The sequence below is a fragment of the Bacillus sp. D7-8 genome (assembly GCF_052055895.1).
GTDB lineage: Bacteria > Bacillota > Bacilli > Bacillales > Bacillaceae > Bacillus > Bacillus velezensis.
Genome location: NZ_CP179922.1, coordinates 700,887 through 716,002, shown reverse-complemented (window position 1 = coordinate 716,002; position 15,116 = coordinate 700,887). Strand labels below are relative to the sequence as shown.

Here is a 15,116-nt window from a genome sequence, read left to right as displayed (position 1 = left end):
CTTTTGAATCCGGCAAGCTTATACTTTGAATCACTAAAATCGTACGGAGGCTTACAAAAATGGAGTTGAGACATTTGCCGGATTATTCGCAGATTGCCGGACGCGCTGAGATTTACGCCGATATGGATGCTGAATCATTGAAAACATTTTTGACGTTATTTGATATGTCTAAAAAAATGAATCAGGTCATGGAGCATTATTTCTCAAGTCACGGATTGTCCGAAGGGAAATTCAAAATTTTGATGTTTCTGTTTGACGCACCCGGACACAGCCTGAGTCCGACAGAGCTAGCAAAAAAATCCAATGTCACCAAAGCGACCATCACCGGATTGATCGACGGACTCGCACGGGACGGCTTTGTAAACCGCAGCCGGCATACCGGCGACAGACGAAAAATCAGCATCGAACTCACAAAAGAAGGAAAAGAAAAGCTGATGCTGTTTCTTCCCGGCCACTTCTCCAACATTTCAGGAGTCATGGAAAGCTTCACCGCTGAACAAAAAGCGGAATTGACAAAAATGCTTGAAGTATTATTTGATAAGCTTCTGCTGTTTTCCGGCGGCAGAACATAAAAAGGCGCCCCTCTCAGCAGGGCGCCTTTTTCGCGCGGTTAATCATCACTGTTTAAAATTCCGAAAAACCGTAGCAGGTTGATAAACAGGTTAATAAAGTCGATATAAAGCGTCAATGCCATCAAAGGAATCAGGTCAGCCGTGATGTCCCGGTGCTTGATCTGGTTCAGATCGTATAAGATGTACATTGAAAACACAATCGTCCCGATGACGGAATACGCCATCATGGCGGCGGAATTCAGCGGGCTGAAAATATTAAAGATCCCCACTGCGAGAAGCGCGATGACAGCGACAAGCAAGAAGGACCATAAAAACGACAAGTCCTTTTTCGTCTTAGCGCCGATCGTGCCGAGCACCGCAAAAATCACAAACGATGAACCGAATGCCTCCAATACGACATAGGCCCCCGCTGCGGACGCATAATGGCTGATAATCGGAAACAGCGTCATTCCGGAAATGAAAGCGAATGAAAAGACAAACACATATCCGACGGCTTTTTTTCGGCGCAGCCAAAATGCGGCGATGATCATGACGACCTCTAAGATCGACAGCGGCAGCATCAATGCCGGCGGAATGAACTGACCCGTATACAGGCCGATTGTCGCAACTAACAGTGTAAACACAAATACCGTTATAATGCGCTGCATAATAGATTGTTTGCTCTCATAAGCAGCAGTTTGCATGTCAAAAGTCCTCCCAAAAAAATGATCTTGATAGGTCTATTATAAATAAAATGGGAGAAATTTTCATGATTTTAAGAAGATTTTAAGGATGTCAGGCCTGACGTTTTGCTGCGCATTCCTGCATATCCATGAAATCATGCAGTTTTTTCGTCAAGCCGCCGTGCCCGAATCGGATATTCCCCTTCTGCCCCGGCGTTTTCGCGAAATCGAGAAATGCCAGCACATAAAGACGCCTGACGGGAATCGGAATGACGCCCGCATCATAAAACCAGCCGTCAATTGTATTGAGCACGCCTTTGTTAATGCCGTATTGCTTCGTGCACCAATGCAGAAAGCGCACTTCGGGCAGGTGCAGATACCGGCTCTCACGGAAAGGAACAGTTGAATGCTTCATATGTATCGCCTCCTGTCATTGGCTGTTTTTTAAGATTGTTTTACTTCTTTGCTCTTCAGGGAAAATCGATATTTCTCCACCTTATCAATTTGTGTCACTTGGGAATTATGAACCGTAATCTGAACAGTCCCGAAATCGAGCGTTTCCAGCGCACTGATAATCTTTTCGATCACATGCGGATCTACGTTTCCTTTGGACGTCATCATGCTCCCCCTTTATGTCTGGCCGTTCGTCTTTTGACAATGAGTGTTTTAATTCATACTATTCTGATAAGAAATATACAATTATACTATTATGTTTTCATTCAGAAATCAATAACATTTACACAATTTTTGGATATGTTTTCTTTGCGAAAACTTTCACTTCCTTCGCTTTGATATAAACCGTGTCGCCGACGCCCGCCCCCAAGGCGTCATATTGCTCTTTTTAAGAACGCAATCTTCACGTTCCGACATATTTACATTGTTTTCCGCTGACAAAAAAAGCGCCCCGCCTCTGGCCGGAGCACCTTTTTTTTCTATGCTTTTGCTTCCTCGAAAACACATGTGACGCCCATGCTGGCGAGCGCCTGCTCCAGGGAGCCGTAGGTTTGATACTCTGAAAAATCAAGCCCCAATTGGATAGAAGTCTGTGCCACATCAGGCCGAATGCCGGAAAACACGGTTCTGATGCCGAGGAGAAATAACGTTTTCGACAGCATATACAATTGCTGCGCCACCATCGTATCGACAATGGGCACACCGGACAGATCAATCACAAGATTTGTGATCCGTTTGGCGACACAGTTTTCCGGCACCGACTCCAAAATCACGCGTGCCCGTCTCGTATCAATCGAGCCGATGAGCGGCAGAGTGCCGATCGTATCCGCGATCAAAATAACCGGACAGCTCAATTCGGAAATAAGCTCCTGCTGAGATGACAGCCTCGCGATCATTAATTTCTGAAACTGTTCAGTAAAATCCGTCATCAGCTGATCAAACGAGCCGTTGACAAGGTGATTCCAGCGGCGGGCATCCTCGTTTGTTACGATGTCCTGATGCTCATCCATAAAACGGGTGACCGCCTCCCAAAAGACGGTTCTTGAATTGCCGATCGCCTCAACGACCTCATGAACCTCCGCGTCTTGCTCCACTCTGCTTTTCGCTACCTGTGCGGCCCATTTTTCTTTGTTATGCTGAAAAACGGCCGGATCTTCCAAAAAAGCGCTTGCGATGACCGTGTTTGTAAAGGTATGCTGCTCGATCAGCAGCTGTTTCATTTCCTCACTTAATTGATCCGCAGAATAAAAACGCCCTCTCAGCTTCCGTCTCAGCTTGAGCCATTTTTCCGTCAGCTCTGCCGAATGTGTAATAATATAATCATGAAGTAATTGGTCTTTGTTCACTGCCGTCTCCTCTTTCAAGAATATGTACTTTTGTCTAAATTATAAATCGGAATCGCCGATCGTACTAGAGAAATTAAAAAAAGCCTGCACATTAAAGCTTTTGATTGCTTTTTTCGGCAGGAGGATACACTATAAAAGAAATGAAACAGGAGGTCAGTATGATGATCAAAAAAATCGCGACAGTCGCCGTATACACTGATGATCAGCAAAAAGCGAAAACATTCTGGACGGAAAAAGCGGGGTTTGAAACCGTCGCCGAGCATCCGATGGGCCCGGGCGCCTTCTGGCTTGAGGTAGCGCCCAAAGGGGCCACCACTCATTTGGTTATTTATCCGAAATCGATGATGAAAGGGGCCGAGCATATGAAGGCTTCTATCGTATTTGAGTGTGAAGATGTCTTTGCCGCATACGAACAGATGAAAAAGAACGGCATCACCTTTTTAGATGAACCGAAACAAATGGAATGGGGCAGCTTCGTGCAATTTAAAGATGAGGATGGTCATGTCTTTCTCCTGAAATCGTAATCCGTCAGGCACCTTAATTGACTTTGAGAATCATTTTCATTTAAAATGTTGGATAAAGCGTGAAAAGGATTGGAGAGCTGCCAGATGTTTGTGCAAATCAGAAAAATGACCGTAAAAGAAGGACATGCCGACAAAGTAATCGAACGCTTCAGTTCAGAAGGCGTGATTGAAAAGCAGGAAGGTTTGATAGACGTAACGGTCCTGGAAAAAAAAGTCCGCCGCGGTGATGAAGAAGTCGTCGTGTTAATCCGCTGGGAGTCAGAAGACCATTGGAAACAATGGGAAAAAAGCGAAGAGCACATCGCGGCCCACAAAGCAAACCAAGGCAAGCCGAAACCTGATTATATGCTTGGGACGGATGTCGGTATGTATCATGTCAGAGCCGTTAAAACAGGCGTACACGAAAAATAATAAAGAGCATTTGCCCCAGGGCAATGCTCTTTTTATTTTTTCTCCTCATACGGCAGGACAAACAGCGGTTTATCGGGCTTCCATTCCGCATACAGCACGTCCTCTGTTTTTTTGATGTTCAGCTTTTTCAGCTCCTGATTCAGCTGCTTTTCTTCCAGCCCGGCTTCTTTCAGATTTTCATACAGCACTTCGCCGTCAATAATCAGCGTGACCGGCAAAGAGACCTGCTTCGGCTTTATTTGCATGTCGCCGTTTTTCGTCGTGTCATATTGAAATTTCGGCAGGACGCTGACCATCCCGTTTGTTTCTAAAATCGCGTACTCCGCTTCCTGTATGGAAAAGCAATTCGCCTGTCTGAGAAGGCTTTGCAATTGATTAATGTCCAGCTTATTCTTTTTCAGCACATCATATTTCAGTTTTCCTTTATGTATGATAATACTCGGCTCGCCTTCCAACAGCTTTCTGGAGCTTTTTACTTTCTGCGTAATCAGTTCGATGAGATAAATTAAAATCCCCCATAACAGAGAGGCAAAAATGATTTCAAAAATCCTGACGCCTTTATCATACACCGCATTTCCGACCAGTTCGCCGAGGATGAGCGCGGAAATAAAATCAAACGGCGTAATTTGCGAGAATTGAGTTTTTCCAAGCAATTTTAAAATCACAAATAAAATACCCAAACCGCATACTAACTCCCAAGCCACTGTAAGTAAATGTCCCATATTCGCACCTTCTTCTTAAAAGTCATTACCATTATGGACATTCGCCTGTTTTCTATACAGCGGCCGGCAACACACAAAAAAACGCAGCCGAGGCCGCGTTTTTTCACTTCTGCTTACTGTTTTCGATTCGATCTGACGACCCGTAAGCACACCTCAGCGGCATAACCGGCGGCCGCTCCGGAACCCGCAAACATCGCGGCAAGCCCCAAGCCCATTCCTTCCCAGCCGCCGACACCGAAAATGCTGTAAACAACCGTACCGAAAGCAGTCAGGCCCAGCACCGCCAAAAGGCACTCAGGCCACATCTTTTTCGGCCATTTCTTGCGGAGCACAGCCGATACGGCAAAGTTAAGACAAAATGCGGCCAGACAGATCAGATAAAAAAACCCCATGTCTTTTACCTCCGTCATGAGAAGCTTTTTATTTACTCACCTTTTTTTCAAACAAATGATAACCCGGCGCGGGTCCTTTTGATTCGTACCCCATTCCGCTGTAAAACGACTGAAGCGCCTTGTTTTCGGACACGCAATCGAGCCGGATTTTCGTTTTTCCCGGACAAGACACACCCGTCTCCGCCCAAGTCATGATTGTCCGGCCGAGCCCCACCCCTGCAAACCGCCTGTTAATCGCCAGCCGGTGGAGATATACGGACTCCTCATGTCCTTCATCGCCCCAAAGACGTCTGTCCCACCCGCTTGCTTCGGGAAGCAGCATGACGACGCCGGCCAGCTCTTCATTCTGCCTGAATAAAAAAACATACCCTTGGGCGATCGCCTCCCGCATATTGTGGGTATCTTCCCCTTCTAGAAGGCCGCTCCACTGGTTCGACCCTTTATCGCGAAGCCATTCTGCCGCTTGCACGAGCAGATCCATGACCTCTTTTGCATCATCTTTCCGGGCGGAGGTGACCCGGAATGCCCCCGCCGTCTCCTCCGTAATCGTAAAAGGTGTCATAAAATCCTCCTGTAATCAGAATATTCGACACCTTTATTATAGACCAAACGCAGAAAGGAAAAAAACAGCCGTCGTGTTTGAGGGCCGTTTAAAAAATTTTCTTCTTATCACGTTCTTCTTTTAAAATCTCAACCGCTTCCCTGAAACGCATAGAGTGGACGATTTCACGCTCACGCAGAAAACGGAGTGAATCATTCAGGTCAGGATCATCGGAAATATCAATAATCCATTGATACGTCGCTCTCGCCTTTTCTTCAGCCGCAATATCCTCATATAAATCAGCGATCGGATCTCCCTTCGCCTGTATGTAAGATGCTGTGAACGGAACTCCGGCCGCATTGTGATAAAACAGCGCGCTGTCATGGTTGACGTAATGATCACTGAGCCCTGCATCACGCAGCTGCTCCGGGGTCGCATCTTTTGTCAGCTTATAAATCATCGTCGCAATCATTTCTAAATGCGCAAACTCCTCCGTGCCGATATCCGTCAGCAGGCCGATCACCTTGTCAGGAATCGTGTAGCGCTGGTTTAAGTACCGGAGCGCTGCGGCCAATTCGCCGTCCGCCCCGCCGTATTGTTCAATGAGAAACTTAGCCAGCATCGGGTTGCATGTACTGACTTTAACCGGATACTGCAGCTTTTTTTCATATACCCACATTTACAGATCCCTCCTTATACTTGCCATGGCCAAGGACCGCGGCCCCAGTCCCATTGAGCGCCGACCTGACTCACGCCGAATTGCAGAAGCGGTCCGTACTCAGGTTCAAACCGCTTTCTAAGCTGTCTTGAGTACCGGGAATATTCATGAAACTGCTGAAGCGCGAGACGGTCATGGGGATGCGTATCCAGATAAAGCGTCAGCTCCACCAAGACAAAGTCCGCCGCCTGAATTTGCTCCAGCAGCCGATAATATTCATCATCAATCTTTTTCGCCATATTCGATTCCCCCCCGATAAGGATTATCATAGAAATCGTAAAGATCCTTCCAAAGGGTCCCTTTTCTCAATGCCTCCATCGGAGAAAACTGCTCCAAGTGATACGGCTGAAACCGCATATAAAGATGCGGCGGCGTTCTGAAGTATTTTCTCCCGATCGGCGGGCAGGGATCAAACCGGCTGTGGAAGGGTTTATAGGATTTGACCGGTGTAAACGGCTGATTTTCTTTCATTACGATCCTCCTTTCCTAAACACATGACCTTAATAGGTATGAATCCGTATCGGCATTTATGCCCTGTAAGAAAATAAAAAAGCCAGCGCTTAGAAACGGTCACAAAAAAACACTCTTGCTGTTCCAAGAGTGCTTTTTCCCGAATGGTCAGATATATTGGCTTTCCCGATGATGATGATGATGGAACGGGTAGCCGCCGTAGCCTCCGCCATAGCCGCCAAAACCGTACCCCGGATATCCCCCGAAGCCGCCGTAGCCGCCGTAGCCGCCAAAACCGCCGTAACCGCCAAAACCGTATCCCGGGTATCCGTAGCCTCCGCCGAAACCGTATCCCGGATATCCTCCGAAGCCTCCGTAGCCGCCAAAACCGTACCCCGGGTAGCCTCCGAAGCCGCCATAGCCTCCGCCGTAGCCTCCGCCGTAAATCGGTCTTCTTTCATTCATGATTTATCGCTCCTTCACATAGGTTACAGTCCAGTTTATGACATCCGGAAGGAAACGTATGGGCATCCGCCCAGTTTTGGCGAAATAATAAATAATTGCTTACGGAGAAAAATACGATACAGGCCGACCGCTTAAGCAAAATAAAAAGGCCGGAACTTATGCCGCCCCGGCCTTTTTGTCTTTATTCGCCTAAATCTACATTGTGATAAACCTGCTGTACGTCTTCCAGGTCTTCCAGCACATCGATCAGCTTTTCAAATTGAGCTTTCGCATCTTCCGGAAGCTCGACTTCATTTTGCGCAAGCATCGTCAGCTCCGCAACCGTGAACTCTTCAACGCCGGCATTTTTGAATGCCTCCTGTACCGCATGGAATTGATCAGGCTCGGCATATACGATAACACTGTCATCCTCTTCTAAAATATCGCGCACGTCCACATCAGCTTCCATCAGCAATTCCAGCGCTTCATCCGCCGTCTTGCCTTCAACGCCGATAACGGCAGTCGCATCGAACATGTAAGCGACAGACCCGCTCACACCCATATTTCCGCCGTTTTTCCCGAATGCGGCGCGCACTTCAGGCGCCGTGCGGTTTACATTATTCGTTAACGCATCAACGATGATCATTGAACCGTTCGGCCCGAAACCTTCGTAACGCAGCTCGTCAAAGTTCTCCTCCGCGCCGCCTTTCGCCTTTTCAATCGCACGCTCAATAATATTTTTCGGCACACTGTACGTCTTCGCGCGCTCAAGCACCACTTTTAACGCCTGGTTCGATTCCGGATCTGGCTCGCCTTGTTTTGCCGCCACATAAATCTCACGGCCGAACTTCGCGTAAATCCGGCTCGTATTTGCGTCCTTTGATGCTTTCTTTTCTTTAATATTGTTCCACTTACGGCCCATTTTGTTCCACTCTCTTTCACGAATTGAATCTGTATGATAAATACTCTGCTTCTATTATACCTCAGCGGTTGGGTTGTTTCGAGTGTAAGACATTAGAAAAAACAGGCACGCTTAAAATCACCGGAGCGCAGTAAGCCGAATGTGAGGGTTATTGTACAAAACATAAAAAGCCTCCCTTCATACAGGAAGGAAGTCGCAAGCCAAAAGATTCATTTTATTCTTATTACCTATTTCCTACACTGTATATCCTGACTCACGTGGTAAAATTTTGATATCGAACAAAAGAAAGGATATGGTCATGAAAGTTTTCGAAGCAACCACCCTGCTGGCCGCCGCCAAACAGCGCGCGGGTGAATACAAAGAACTGCGCGGCCAGATGGTCAACTTGAAAAAAGCGTTTCAAGGTATGGCTGATCTCGGTGACAATGATTTCTCAGGCCGGGGCGCAAATAACATCAAAGCCTTTTTCCAAGACCACGCCGGCGTCACAGACAGCTGGCTTGATCTGATCGACATGAAAATCGCATTTCTCACAAGCCTTCCCGGTAAGGTCGAAGATGCCGGACTTTCCAATTCGCATGTGGAGGAATCATTTCTGGAGCATGAGCTCACCCACGCCCTCAGTAAATCAAAGGTGATTATGGAAGAGCAGAAAAAGGACATGCGCTCCATCCTCGGAGAGATCGATGACATCATCTCGCTCGATCTCTTTTCCACCGAAAGCGTGGATCACAAGCTCCAATCAGCCGACAAAAAGAGAAACGAAACGATACATAAACTCGGCAGACTTGATCACGATCTAACGAAAGAATACGCAGAAACCGAAGCGAACGAACAGTTCATCCAAGCCGACTTTGAGCAGCTCCAAAACACTACGGGCAAAGGAAAAGGCGCCACGCCGCTTCACTACAATGCCAAGGCGTACCGAGAAAGCGACATCCATAAGAAGAAAGGCGAGATTGCAAGACATTCGGATGCTTATTTGAAGATGAAGAAAGAGGAAGCGAAAGAACGAGAGATTGAAAAACTGAAAGAAAGACTGAAAAACTACGATTATGCGAATGCTGATGAATTCTATTCAATGGCCAAAACGATCGGCTATAAAAACCTGACAAAAGAACAGCAGCGCTACTTCACTCAAATTGAAAACAAGCGTGAACTTACAGATGGTTTCAAAGGCGTTGCCGTCGGCCTTTATGATTCCGGAAAAGACGCGGTCACAGGCCTGTGGGATATGGTCACAGATCCGGGCGGAACGGTTGAAGCCATTACAGGTGCGGTGGCTCACCCGATCAAAACGTATGAAGCCATTTCAGCGGCAATCGAAGAATCGTACCAAAAAGACATGGTGAATGGCGACACCTACTCCAGAGCAAGATGGGTGTCATATGCAGTAGGCACCGTTGTGACATCAGTCGTCGGCACAAAAGGCGTCGGCGCCGTCTCAAAAACTGGCACAGCCGCCAAAGTGACAACCAAAGTCAAAACAGCAGCAAGCAAATCCGCCACAGCTCAAAAAGCGATAACAGTCTCAAAACAAACCGTTGACCACATCAAGCAAAAGGTCAACACAGGCATGGAAGTATCAAAAAAACGCGTCAAAACCAAGTTGAATCAAATCGGAAATCTCACTCTAGCTGATATTCTCCCGTATCATCCGCGTCACGACTTAGTGCCGGCGGGCGTGCCTTACAATGCTGTCAGCGGGGTCACACTTAAAGAAGGACTTCAGAAATTCGCCAAGGTCATCCTGCCGAAACCGTACGGAACTTCTGCAAGCGGCAGACGGACACCGGCACCGCATGTCCCGCCGGTAACGGTCAAATACGGCGAGCATTTTGCGAAATGGACCAGAAAGAAAGTATTGAAGCCGAATGTCATCTACAAAACAAAAGAAGGCTACACATACACTACTGACAACTATGGTAGAATTACAAGTGTCAAAGCAGACTTGCAGCTGGGAGAAGCAAAACGCAACCAATATGCGCAGTCTAAAGCAGGTAAACCAGACCGTCTGACAGATGACGACGGAGGCCACCTAATCGCTACTCAATTCAAGGGCTCAGGCCAGTTCGACAACATCGTGCCGATGAATTCTCAGATTAATAGGAGCGGCGGCCGATGGTATGAAATGGAGCAAGAATGGGCAAAGGCTCTTAAAGAAGAACCACCTAAAAGAGTTAATGTTAACATAGAATCTATATATAAAGGTGACTCTTTAAGACCTACAAAATTCATAATCGAATATACGATTGGCAATAAAACAAAATTCGTGACAATAAAAAACCAAGCTGGAGGTTAAACTTATGGAAACTGAGAAAATGGGACAGTTATATCAACAAATAGCAGAGCAGCTTAATGAAATGATTCCATGTGAATGGACAAAAATCATTCTTTATGCGGAAATATTAGATGATTCGTCAGAAGTTTACTTTTTCTTCAATACACTACAAAGTGAAGAGAATATCTATTCTCATGATATACCGAAGCAATTTGATGTTAGTAAAAAAATATACGTGAGTTTATTAATTGAACTTCAAGAGTTATTCGAGGAGTTAAGAGAAGAATTTAAAGCAAACAACCAAGATATTTGGACCAATTTAACGCTTAAACTATATAATACTGGAAAATTCTCAATTGACTACGATTACACCGATGTCATCGCCTCAGACTTAAACGGAACACAACGACAAATGATATGGGAATATCAGAATTTAGGGATATTACCTGAAGATGGGAACGATAAAGAATTTGTAATAAGCTACTTCGGTCTATAAATCAATAATAGCCCAGCGCTTCTCTGCTGGGCTATTTTTTATAACTAGGATTTCTCGACGATTGAAGGTGAAAAGGTTGGAAAATGCAAGATCTGTACCAGCTTATTAGTAAGAAATTAAATGACATCATACCTTGTGAATGGACAAAAATATATCTTTATGCAGAAGTATTAGCTGACTCTACCATGGTTCTCTTTCACTTCAAGACACCAGAAAAATGTCAACTGATTTATTCGCAAGATATACCAGTCCGATACAGTGTAAGTAAAGATATCTTCAAAACTTTATTAAGAGAAATCCGTGAACTTTTTGAGGAATTACGAGCTGAGCACAAAAATAATAATGATCAGGTTTGGACGAACCTTACATTGACATTGGAGAGCAACGGTCCATTCCAACTTGATTATAATGATGACGATATTTTGGCATCTGAGCTTGATGGGTATCAAAGAATTGCATTATGGGAGTACAAAACTCTTGGAATTTTGCCTGAAGACGAGGAAGATCAAGAATTTTTAATTAGCTACCTAAACCTATAAATTTGAACTGGAGGTTAGCATGGAAATAGAAAAAATGGGTGAATTATATCAACAGATAGCAGAAGGCATTAACGAAATCATTCCTTCTGAATGGGAAAGAGTTATTCTTTATGCGGAAATACTTGACGATTCATCTGAGGTTTTCTTTTATTTCAATACTCCATATAATGAAGATTTGATATATTCTCATAATATCCCTGAACACTATCATGTCAGTGAGGAGATTTATGAGGAGCTACTATTTGACTTGCATGACTTATTCGAGGAATTACGAGATGAATTTAAAGAAAACAATCAAGATATATGGACTAATCTAACACTTAGTCTGGGGATAAGCGGAGAATTTTCGATAGATTATAATTATGAAGACGTTATTCAATCTCCATATACCATCACTCAAAGACAAACAATCTGGACTTATAAAAATGTAGGAATTTATCCTAAGAGTAAACCTTTAAAATCCTTTTTAAAACAATATCTAAGTTCTCAAAAATTGATATCCCACTCCTTTTTCTGGAGGTAAATTTTTGAAACAATGATCCTTAAAAGAAGAGTTTTAATCATAAATAAACAGTTGTAATAATTTAACTACATTATTTAGGAAGCGCTTGCGTGAGAGTGTTATATAACCTCAATTTGAGAACTATGGTACCGCAAACCAATGCTGCTATTCTTTTATATAATTTTGAATATATTGAGGGGACAAAGAAAAATAAACGCAAAAAACAATACAATTTATTGGTTCAGTAACCTTTTGTTTGAGTAAAATTTAAAATAGAAAACGATTTCTAAATAAATTGAGCAAAATAGGAAATTTATCAATAAAGATACTATTTTATATTCCTCCAGCCCTAATAAATAACTCTGAGCCCTCTTAATTGTGGGCTTTAAATTTATCTCATCTCACTTTATAAAGGGCACCATCTTGGCAGTAAGAAAAAAAATAATTTAACAATTGGATCAATAAAATGTAATCAAAAGAACCCTACTTCAGTAATGAAAAACATAATGAACAGTTTTCAAAGTTAGTTCTTACATAGCATTGCCGAGTGTCAATTATGCCCTTAAAACCATTGATAGCAATAAAAGATCTGTTATAATCAATAATTAGAGGATTAATTACTTTCAGAAAAAAATACAAATGATATCACTCGCTTATCATTAGACAGCCGTACATCTCTTTAAGATCTGAAAAGGTGATTTCTATACCTATACGTTTCAATTGATCCTTACGCTGATCAAACAATTTTTTTAAAAGTGTTTCTTTATCTTCATCTCTCCCTAAATGTATAAGACGATGACAAAGTGGACATAAACTTACCATGTTCTCTAGTTGATCTAAGTCATATTGGAATTCACCTTGCTTAGATATGGGCACAAGATGATGACATTCAACAAAAGGCTTATTGGTAGATTTAGAGATAAATGTTTTATGGGAGTCTTCAATTTCGCAAGTGTAATTTGAAAGCATCATAGCCATTGAGGCTAGGCTTGCATTCCTTGTCCACTGCTTTTGTCCACCTTTATTATAAATTGGTTCTGGACGTACTTTTTTTTGATTTACTTCATATGTCTTTTTTACACTCTCAGATATAATAAAATGCTGAACTGCTAGCTGATATTCTTCTTCATTAGTCGTATCATCTGTAAACAACCCGTCTTCCTGTAATAAAATGAAATCATTGAACTGTTCTATTGATCTCTTTCCAATCAGTCCTTCTATTTCTTTATATGTAATCAACAAATTTTGTAAATCGGTTATGAATTCTTCCTTACTAGGTATATTGCTCACATCATAATTTCGTCCACATATATGTCCTAGTTCATATCCTCTAGCAAGATCACCATTACCCTTTAAATCAATATTTAAAAGATTCATGTTTCTAGGTATAGTATTTAATTTTCCTCTAATTATAGAAGCTGTTTTTTTTATTTTTTCCTTCCCTAGCTTTGTTCCATATTTATCTTTAAAATATGTCCAACCTTGATTCAAACTAACATAAAAGCCACTGCCATCAGCATTAAACAAGTATACAATATAGTACCCTCTTGTGGCTGAAATCGTTAATTTCTTAATAAAGACAGAAATCCATGGGATCTCAGCCCATCTACCTTGTCCTACCGAACCTACTATATGATAAATTTTTTGATCCAATTCAGCGTCTTTAAAAAAAGACTCCTTTATCTTATGACGAACAAGGGTCCCTAAAAGATGGTCTTTAAACCTCTCTCTTTTAGCTTTATGATATTCTGTTATTATCTTAACCATTTTTTCTTGTATGGTTGATTTCGTATCATCTAAAACTTTAGCCATTATTTCAAACACCTCTATATATAAATGAGATACCTAAAAGCTTTAATAAACGCATTAAGATTGTCATGTATTGCCCTCAACATCTATATTTTTCCATTCCGAGGTCGAAGCTAAATATATCGTTACACTCAAGGCACAATAAAAGTTTCATTTATATACCATTTGTTTCAGCTTGTCTTCGCAAATTATTTTAATTTGATTCATACCAATGATACTCGTCTAAATATTTATTCTTAGTTGGAAAACCGGAACAAATTAAATCTGACAATTTCTTGGATTGTTCAGATTCACCTAATGTGTATTTGCACATATGTATTAATTTTTCTTTTTCAATTGGTAATTCATTTACCTTTAATTCCTCAAATAAATTAAACAATTCACCAATTACCCCAAGTATTATAGCTGTTTCACTAGTATAAATTAGATTTGATTGATTTTTAATATATTCTCTTTGGAAGTAACCCTTAAAATTATCCAATTCCAAATTAAAGTCCAACTGTCTATAACCTTCAAAAGAATAATTCTCAAGGTTTCTTTCTTCGGTAAGATGCTGAGGGTAGCTATGGGTCAACTCTGTAACACCGATTTTTTTTGTATCTATATCCGAATACTTGTTCCAAACATGACCATGTGAACCACCGCTACCTAAATCTTTAGTAATTATCAGCTTACCTTCATTTAAAGATGGATTGATATTGATTTCTATACCGTACCTTGCATAACTAGCCACAAAACTGCCATTCTTCCTTATATTACTTTGATAACCATTTTTATTTACTAGCTTATAGATATCTTCAACGAAATTTTTACTACTCCCGGTAACTATATATCTAGATTTTCCTGTTAAAGCAATAATACTGTTGGCTAAATAGAATTTTGCATAATACGCAGTAATTTCAATCCAATGCTGTAATCCGCCGTCATAAAGCTTTAATGCACATAAATAATTATAAAAAGCCTTGTAAAAGTTAAATAACGATTCATGTAACAATAACGCCTTAAAAAATTCTAAATCTTCCTGTACTAATTTAACTTCAAACTGATTATTATTAATAGAGTTTTTAAATATGTCTTTGTTTTCAGGATATATTTTTTTAATAAAAAGGGGAACATTCCACTCGCTAGGTCTAGGAGGTATTCCTCTTATAGATAAACTTTTAGTCTTATAATCCGTTTCTTTATAAAATTCAATCAAACTTTTTCTATCCATACTTTCCCCCTTAAACACCTTTTACTTTGGTTTATTTCTGTACATACTTAAAATAAGTTGTTAGTGCAACTTGTAAGTCTGACAGGGACGAGATGCACAATCATCTCTTCATTTGATTT

The 15,116-nt window shown here is 42.1% G+C and carries 21 protein-coding genes; 7 read left to right on the top strand and 14 right to left on the bottom strand.

The window, feature by feature from the left end; genetic code table 11:
* Positions 1-59 precede the first annotated feature (59 nt).
* Positions 60-572 (top strand): MarR family winged helix-turn-helix transcriptional regulator, encoded by a 513-nt coding sequence (locus tag ACKTRM_RS03720; protein ID WP_007408942.1) that lies wholly within the window; start codon positions 60-62, stop codon positions 570-572.
* Between the two features lie 38 nt (positions 573-610).
* Here ACKTRM_RS03720 and ACKTRM_RS03715 read toward each other — a convergent pair whose 3' ends face one another.
* The 4 genes from ACKTRM_RS03715 to ACKTRM_RS03700 form a co-directional block, all read right to left on the bottom strand.
* Positions 611-1,255: a Bax inhibitor-1/YccA family protein gene (locus ACKTRM_RS03715; RefSeq protein ID WP_012117028.1), complete on the bottom strand. Its 645-nt coding sequence runs from the start codon at positions 1,253-1,255 to the stop codon at positions 611-613.
* Positions 1,256-1,346: 91 nt separating this feature from the next.
* The gene (locus ACKTRM_RS03710) at positions 1,347-1,649 is read right to left on the bottom strand and encodes a hypothetical protein (protein WP_007408940.1); all 303 of its coding nucleotides are present in this window, start codon (positions 1,647-1,649) and stop codon (positions 1,347-1,349) included.
* 29 nt (positions 1,650-1,678) lie between these two features.
* Positions 1,679-1,852, bottom strand: a complete 174-nt coding sequence (locus ACKTRM_RS03705) for a YezD family protein (RefSeq protein WP_003155693.1) — start codon at positions 1,850-1,852, stop codon at positions 1,679-1,681.
* 314 nt (positions 1,853-2,166) lie between these two features.
* A complete protein-coding gene (locus ACKTRM_RS03700) occupies positions 2,167-3,033 on the bottom strand; it encodes an STAS domain-containing protein (protein ID WP_023356763.1) in 867 nt (288 codons plus the stop codon).
* A gap of 161 nt (positions 3,034-3,194) precedes the next feature.
* Here ACKTRM_RS03700 and ACKTRM_RS03695 point away from each other — a divergent pair, with 161 nt between their 5' ends.
* Both ACKTRM_RS03695 and hmoA read left to right on the top strand, forming a co-directional pair.
* Positions 3,195-3,557 carry a VOC family protein gene (locus ACKTRM_RS03695; protein ID WP_041482181.1) on the top strand — a complete coding sequence of 121 codons (363 nt, stop codon included), beginning with the start codon at positions 3,195-3,197 and terminating at the stop codon, positions 3,555-3,557.
* An 84-nt stretch (positions 3,558-3,641) separates the two neighbouring features.
* Complete coding sequence (gene hmoA, locus ACKTRM_RS03690; RefSeq protein WP_023356762.1) at positions 3,642-3,968, top strand: heme-degrading oxygenase HmoA; 327 nt, start codon at positions 3,642-3,644, stop codon at positions 3,966-3,968.
* Between the two features lie 32 nt (positions 3,969-4,000).
* Here the strand turns inward: hmoA and ACKTRM_RS03685 are convergent, their stop codons facing one another.
* The 8 genes from ACKTRM_RS03685 to ACKTRM_RS03650 form a co-directional block, all read right to left on the bottom strand.
* Positions 4,001-4,690 (bottom strand): YetF domain-containing protein, encoded by a 690-nt coding sequence (locus ACKTRM_RS03685; RefSeq protein ID WP_012117024.1) that lies wholly within the window; start codon positions 4,688-4,690, stop codon positions 4,001-4,003.
* A gap of 113 nt (positions 4,691-4,803) precedes the next feature.
* The gene (locus tag ACKTRM_RS03680) at positions 4,804-5,082 is read right to left on the bottom strand and encodes a YesK-like family protein (RefSeq protein WP_012117023.1); all 279 of its coding nucleotides are present in this window, start codon (positions 5,080-5,082) and stop codon (positions 4,804-4,806) included.
* Between the two features lie 28 nt (positions 5,083-5,110).
* Positions 5,111-5,644, bottom strand: coding sequence for a GNAT family N-acetyltransferase (locus tag ACKTRM_RS03675; RefSeq protein WP_012117022.1), 534 nt, complete (start codon positions 5,642-5,644; stop codon positions 5,111-5,113).
* 88 nt (positions 5,645-5,732) lie between these two features.
* On the bottom strand, positions 5,733-6,302 hold the full coding sequence (gene cotJC / locus ACKTRM_RS03670; protein ID WP_003155700.1) for a spore coat protein CotJC: 570 nt from the start codon (positions 6,300-6,302) through the stop codon (positions 5,733-5,735).
* Positions 6,303-6,316: 14 nt separating this feature from the next.
* Positions 6,317-6,580: a spore coat protein CotJB gene (cotJB, locus tag ACKTRM_RS03665; RefSeq protein WP_007408934.1), complete on the bottom strand. Its 264-nt coding sequence runs from the start codon at positions 6,578-6,580 to the stop codon at positions 6,317-6,319.
* Positions 6,564-6,812, bottom strand: coding sequence for a spore coat-associated protein CotJA (cotJA, locus tag ACKTRM_RS03660; RefSeq protein ID WP_007408933.1), 249 nt, complete (start codon positions 6,810-6,812; stop codon positions 6,564-6,566). Before cotJA ends, cotJB begins: the two co-directional genes overlap by 17 nt.
* A 147-nt stretch (positions 6,813-6,959) precedes the next feature.
* Complete coding sequence (locus ACKTRM_RS03655) at positions 6,960-7,256, bottom strand: hypothetical protein (RefSeq protein WP_023356760.1); 297 nt, start codon at positions 7,254-7,256, stop codon at positions 6,960-6,962.
* Positions 7,257-7,437: 181 nt separating this feature from the next.
* A complete protein-coding gene (locus ACKTRM_RS03650; protein ID WP_003155709.1) occupies positions 7,438-8,157 on the bottom strand; it encodes a YebC/PmpR family DNA-binding transcriptional regulator in 720 nt (239 codons plus the stop codon).
* Between the two features lie 298 nt (positions 8,158-8,455).
* Here ACKTRM_RS03650 and ACKTRM_RS03645 point away from each other — a divergent pair, with 298 nt between their 5' ends.
* The 4 genes from ACKTRM_RS03645 (at position 8,456) to ACKTRM_RS03630 (ending at position 11,996) form a co-directional block, all read left to right on the top strand.
* Positions 8,456-10,459 carry a T7SS effector LXG polymorphic toxin gene (locus ACKTRM_RS03645; protein ID WP_012117021.1) on the top strand — a complete coding sequence of 668 codons (2,004 nt, stop codon included), beginning with the start codon at positions 8,456-8,458 and terminating at the stop codon, positions 10,457-10,459.
* Positions 10,460-10,463: 4 nt separating this feature from the next.
* Entirely contained in the window at positions 10,464-10,934 is a 471-nt protein-coding gene (locus ACKTRM_RS03640) for an antitoxin YezG family protein (protein WP_012117020.1), read from the top strand.
* An 83-nt stretch (positions 10,935-11,017) separates the two neighbouring features.
* The gene (locus ACKTRM_RS03635) at positions 11,018-11,473 is read left to right on the top strand and encodes a TIGR01741 family protein (protein ID WP_012117019.1); all 456 of its coding nucleotides are present in this window, start codon (positions 11,018-11,020) and stop codon (positions 11,471-11,473) included.
* Positions 11,474-11,492: 19 nt separating this feature from the next.
* Positions 11,493-11,996 carry an antitoxin YezG family protein gene (locus ACKTRM_RS03630; protein WP_012117018.1) on the top strand — a complete coding sequence of 168 codons (504 nt, stop codon included), beginning with the start codon at positions 11,493-11,495 and terminating at the stop codon, positions 11,994-11,996.
* A gap of 624 nt (positions 11,997-12,620) precedes the next feature.
* Here ACKTRM_RS03630 and ACKTRM_RS03625 read toward each other — a convergent pair.
* Entirely contained in the window at positions 12,621-13,787 is a 1,167-nt protein-coding gene (locus ACKTRM_RS03625; protein ID WP_012117017.1) for an MrcB family domain-containing protein, read from the bottom strand.
* Positions 13,788-13,977: 190 nt separating this feature from the next.
* On the bottom strand, positions 13,978-14,997 hold the full coding sequence (locus ACKTRM_RS03620; RefSeq protein WP_012117016.1) for a hypothetical protein: 1,020 nt from the start codon (positions 14,995-14,997) through the stop codon (positions 13,978-13,980).
* Between the last annotated feature and the right edge of the window lie 119 nt (positions 14,998-15,116).

Bases quoted from the DNA above. Each gene is read 5' to 3' on its own strand.
- ACKTRM_RS03630 (WP_012117018.1), top strand. From the start codon at position 11,493: ATGGAAATAGAAAAAATGGGTGAATTATATCAACAGATAGCAGAAGGC.
- ACKTRM_RS03675 (WP_012117022.1), bottom strand. From the start codon at position 5,644: ATGACACCTTTTACGATTACGGAGGAGACGGCGGGGGCATTCCGGGTC.
- ACKTRM_RS03685 (WP_012117024.1), bottom strand. From the start codon at position 4,690: ATGGGACATTTACTTACAGTGGCTTGGGAGTTAGTATGCGGTTTGGGT.
- ACKTRM_RS03625 (WP_012117017.1), bottom strand. From the start codon at position 13,787: ATGGCTAAAGTTTTAGATGATACGAAATCAACCATACAAGAAAAAATG.
- ACKTRM_RS03695 (WP_041482181.1), top strand. From the start codon at position 3,195: ATGATCAAAAAAATCGCGACAGTCGCCGTATACACTGATGATCAGCAA.
- ACKTRM_RS03620 (WP_012117016.1), bottom strand. From the start codon at position 14,997: ATGGATAGAAAAAGTTTGATTGAATTTTATAAAGAAACGGATTATAAG.
- ACKTRM_RS03720 (WP_007408942.1), top strand. From the start codon at position 60: ATGGAGTTGAGACATTTGCCGGATTATTCGCAGATTGCCGGACGCGCT.
- ACKTRM_RS03705 (WP_003155693.1), bottom strand. From the start codon at position 1,852: ATGACGTCCAAAGGAAACGTAGATCCGCATGTGATCGAAAAGATTATC.
- ACKTRM_RS03655 (WP_023356760.1), bottom strand. From the start codon at position 7,256: ATGAATGAAAGAAGACCGATTTACGGCGGAGGCTACGGCGGAGGCTAT.
- hmoA (WP_023356762.1), top strand. From the start codon at position 3,642: ATGTTTGTGCAAATCAGAAAAATGACCGTAAAAGAAGGACATGCCGAC.
- ACKTRM_RS03715 (WP_012117028.1), bottom strand. From the start codon at position 1,255: ATGCAAACTGCTGCTTATGAGAGCAAACAATCTATTATGCAGCGCATT.
- cotJB (WP_007408934.1), bottom strand. From the start codon at position 6,580: ATGGCGAAAAAGATTGATGATGAATATTATCGGCTGCTGGAGCAAATT.
- ACKTRM_RS03640 (WP_012117020.1), top strand. From the start codon at position 10,464: ATGGAAACTGAGAAAATGGGACAGTTATATCAACAAATAGCAGAGCAG.
- cotJC (WP_003155700.1), bottom strand. From the start codon at position 6,302: ATGTGGGTATATGAAAAAAAGCTGCAGTATCCGGTTAAAGTCAGTACA.
- ACKTRM_RS03710 (WP_007408940.1), bottom strand. From the start codon at position 1,649: ATGAAGCATTCAACTGTTCCTTTCCGTGAGAGCCGGTATCTGCACCTG.
- ACKTRM_RS03635 (WP_012117019.1), top strand. From the start codon at position 11,018: ATGCAAGATCTGTACCAGCTTATTAGTAAGAAATTAAATGACATCATA.
- ACKTRM_RS03680 (WP_012117023.1), bottom strand. From the start codon at position 5,082: ATGGGGTTTTTTTATCTGATCTGTCTGGCCGCATTTTGTCTTAACTTT.
- ACKTRM_RS03650 (WP_003155709.1), bottom strand. From the start codon at position 8,157: ATGGGCCGTAAGTGGAACAATATTAAAGAAAAGAAAGCATCAAAGGAC.
- cotJA (WP_007408933.1), bottom strand. From the start codon at position 6,812: ATGAAAGAAAATCAGCCGTTTACACCGGTCAAATCCTATAAACCCTTC.
- ACKTRM_RS03645 (WP_012117021.1), top strand. From the start codon at position 8,456: ATGAAAGTTTTCGAAGCAACCACCCTGCTGGCCGCCGCCAAACAGCGC.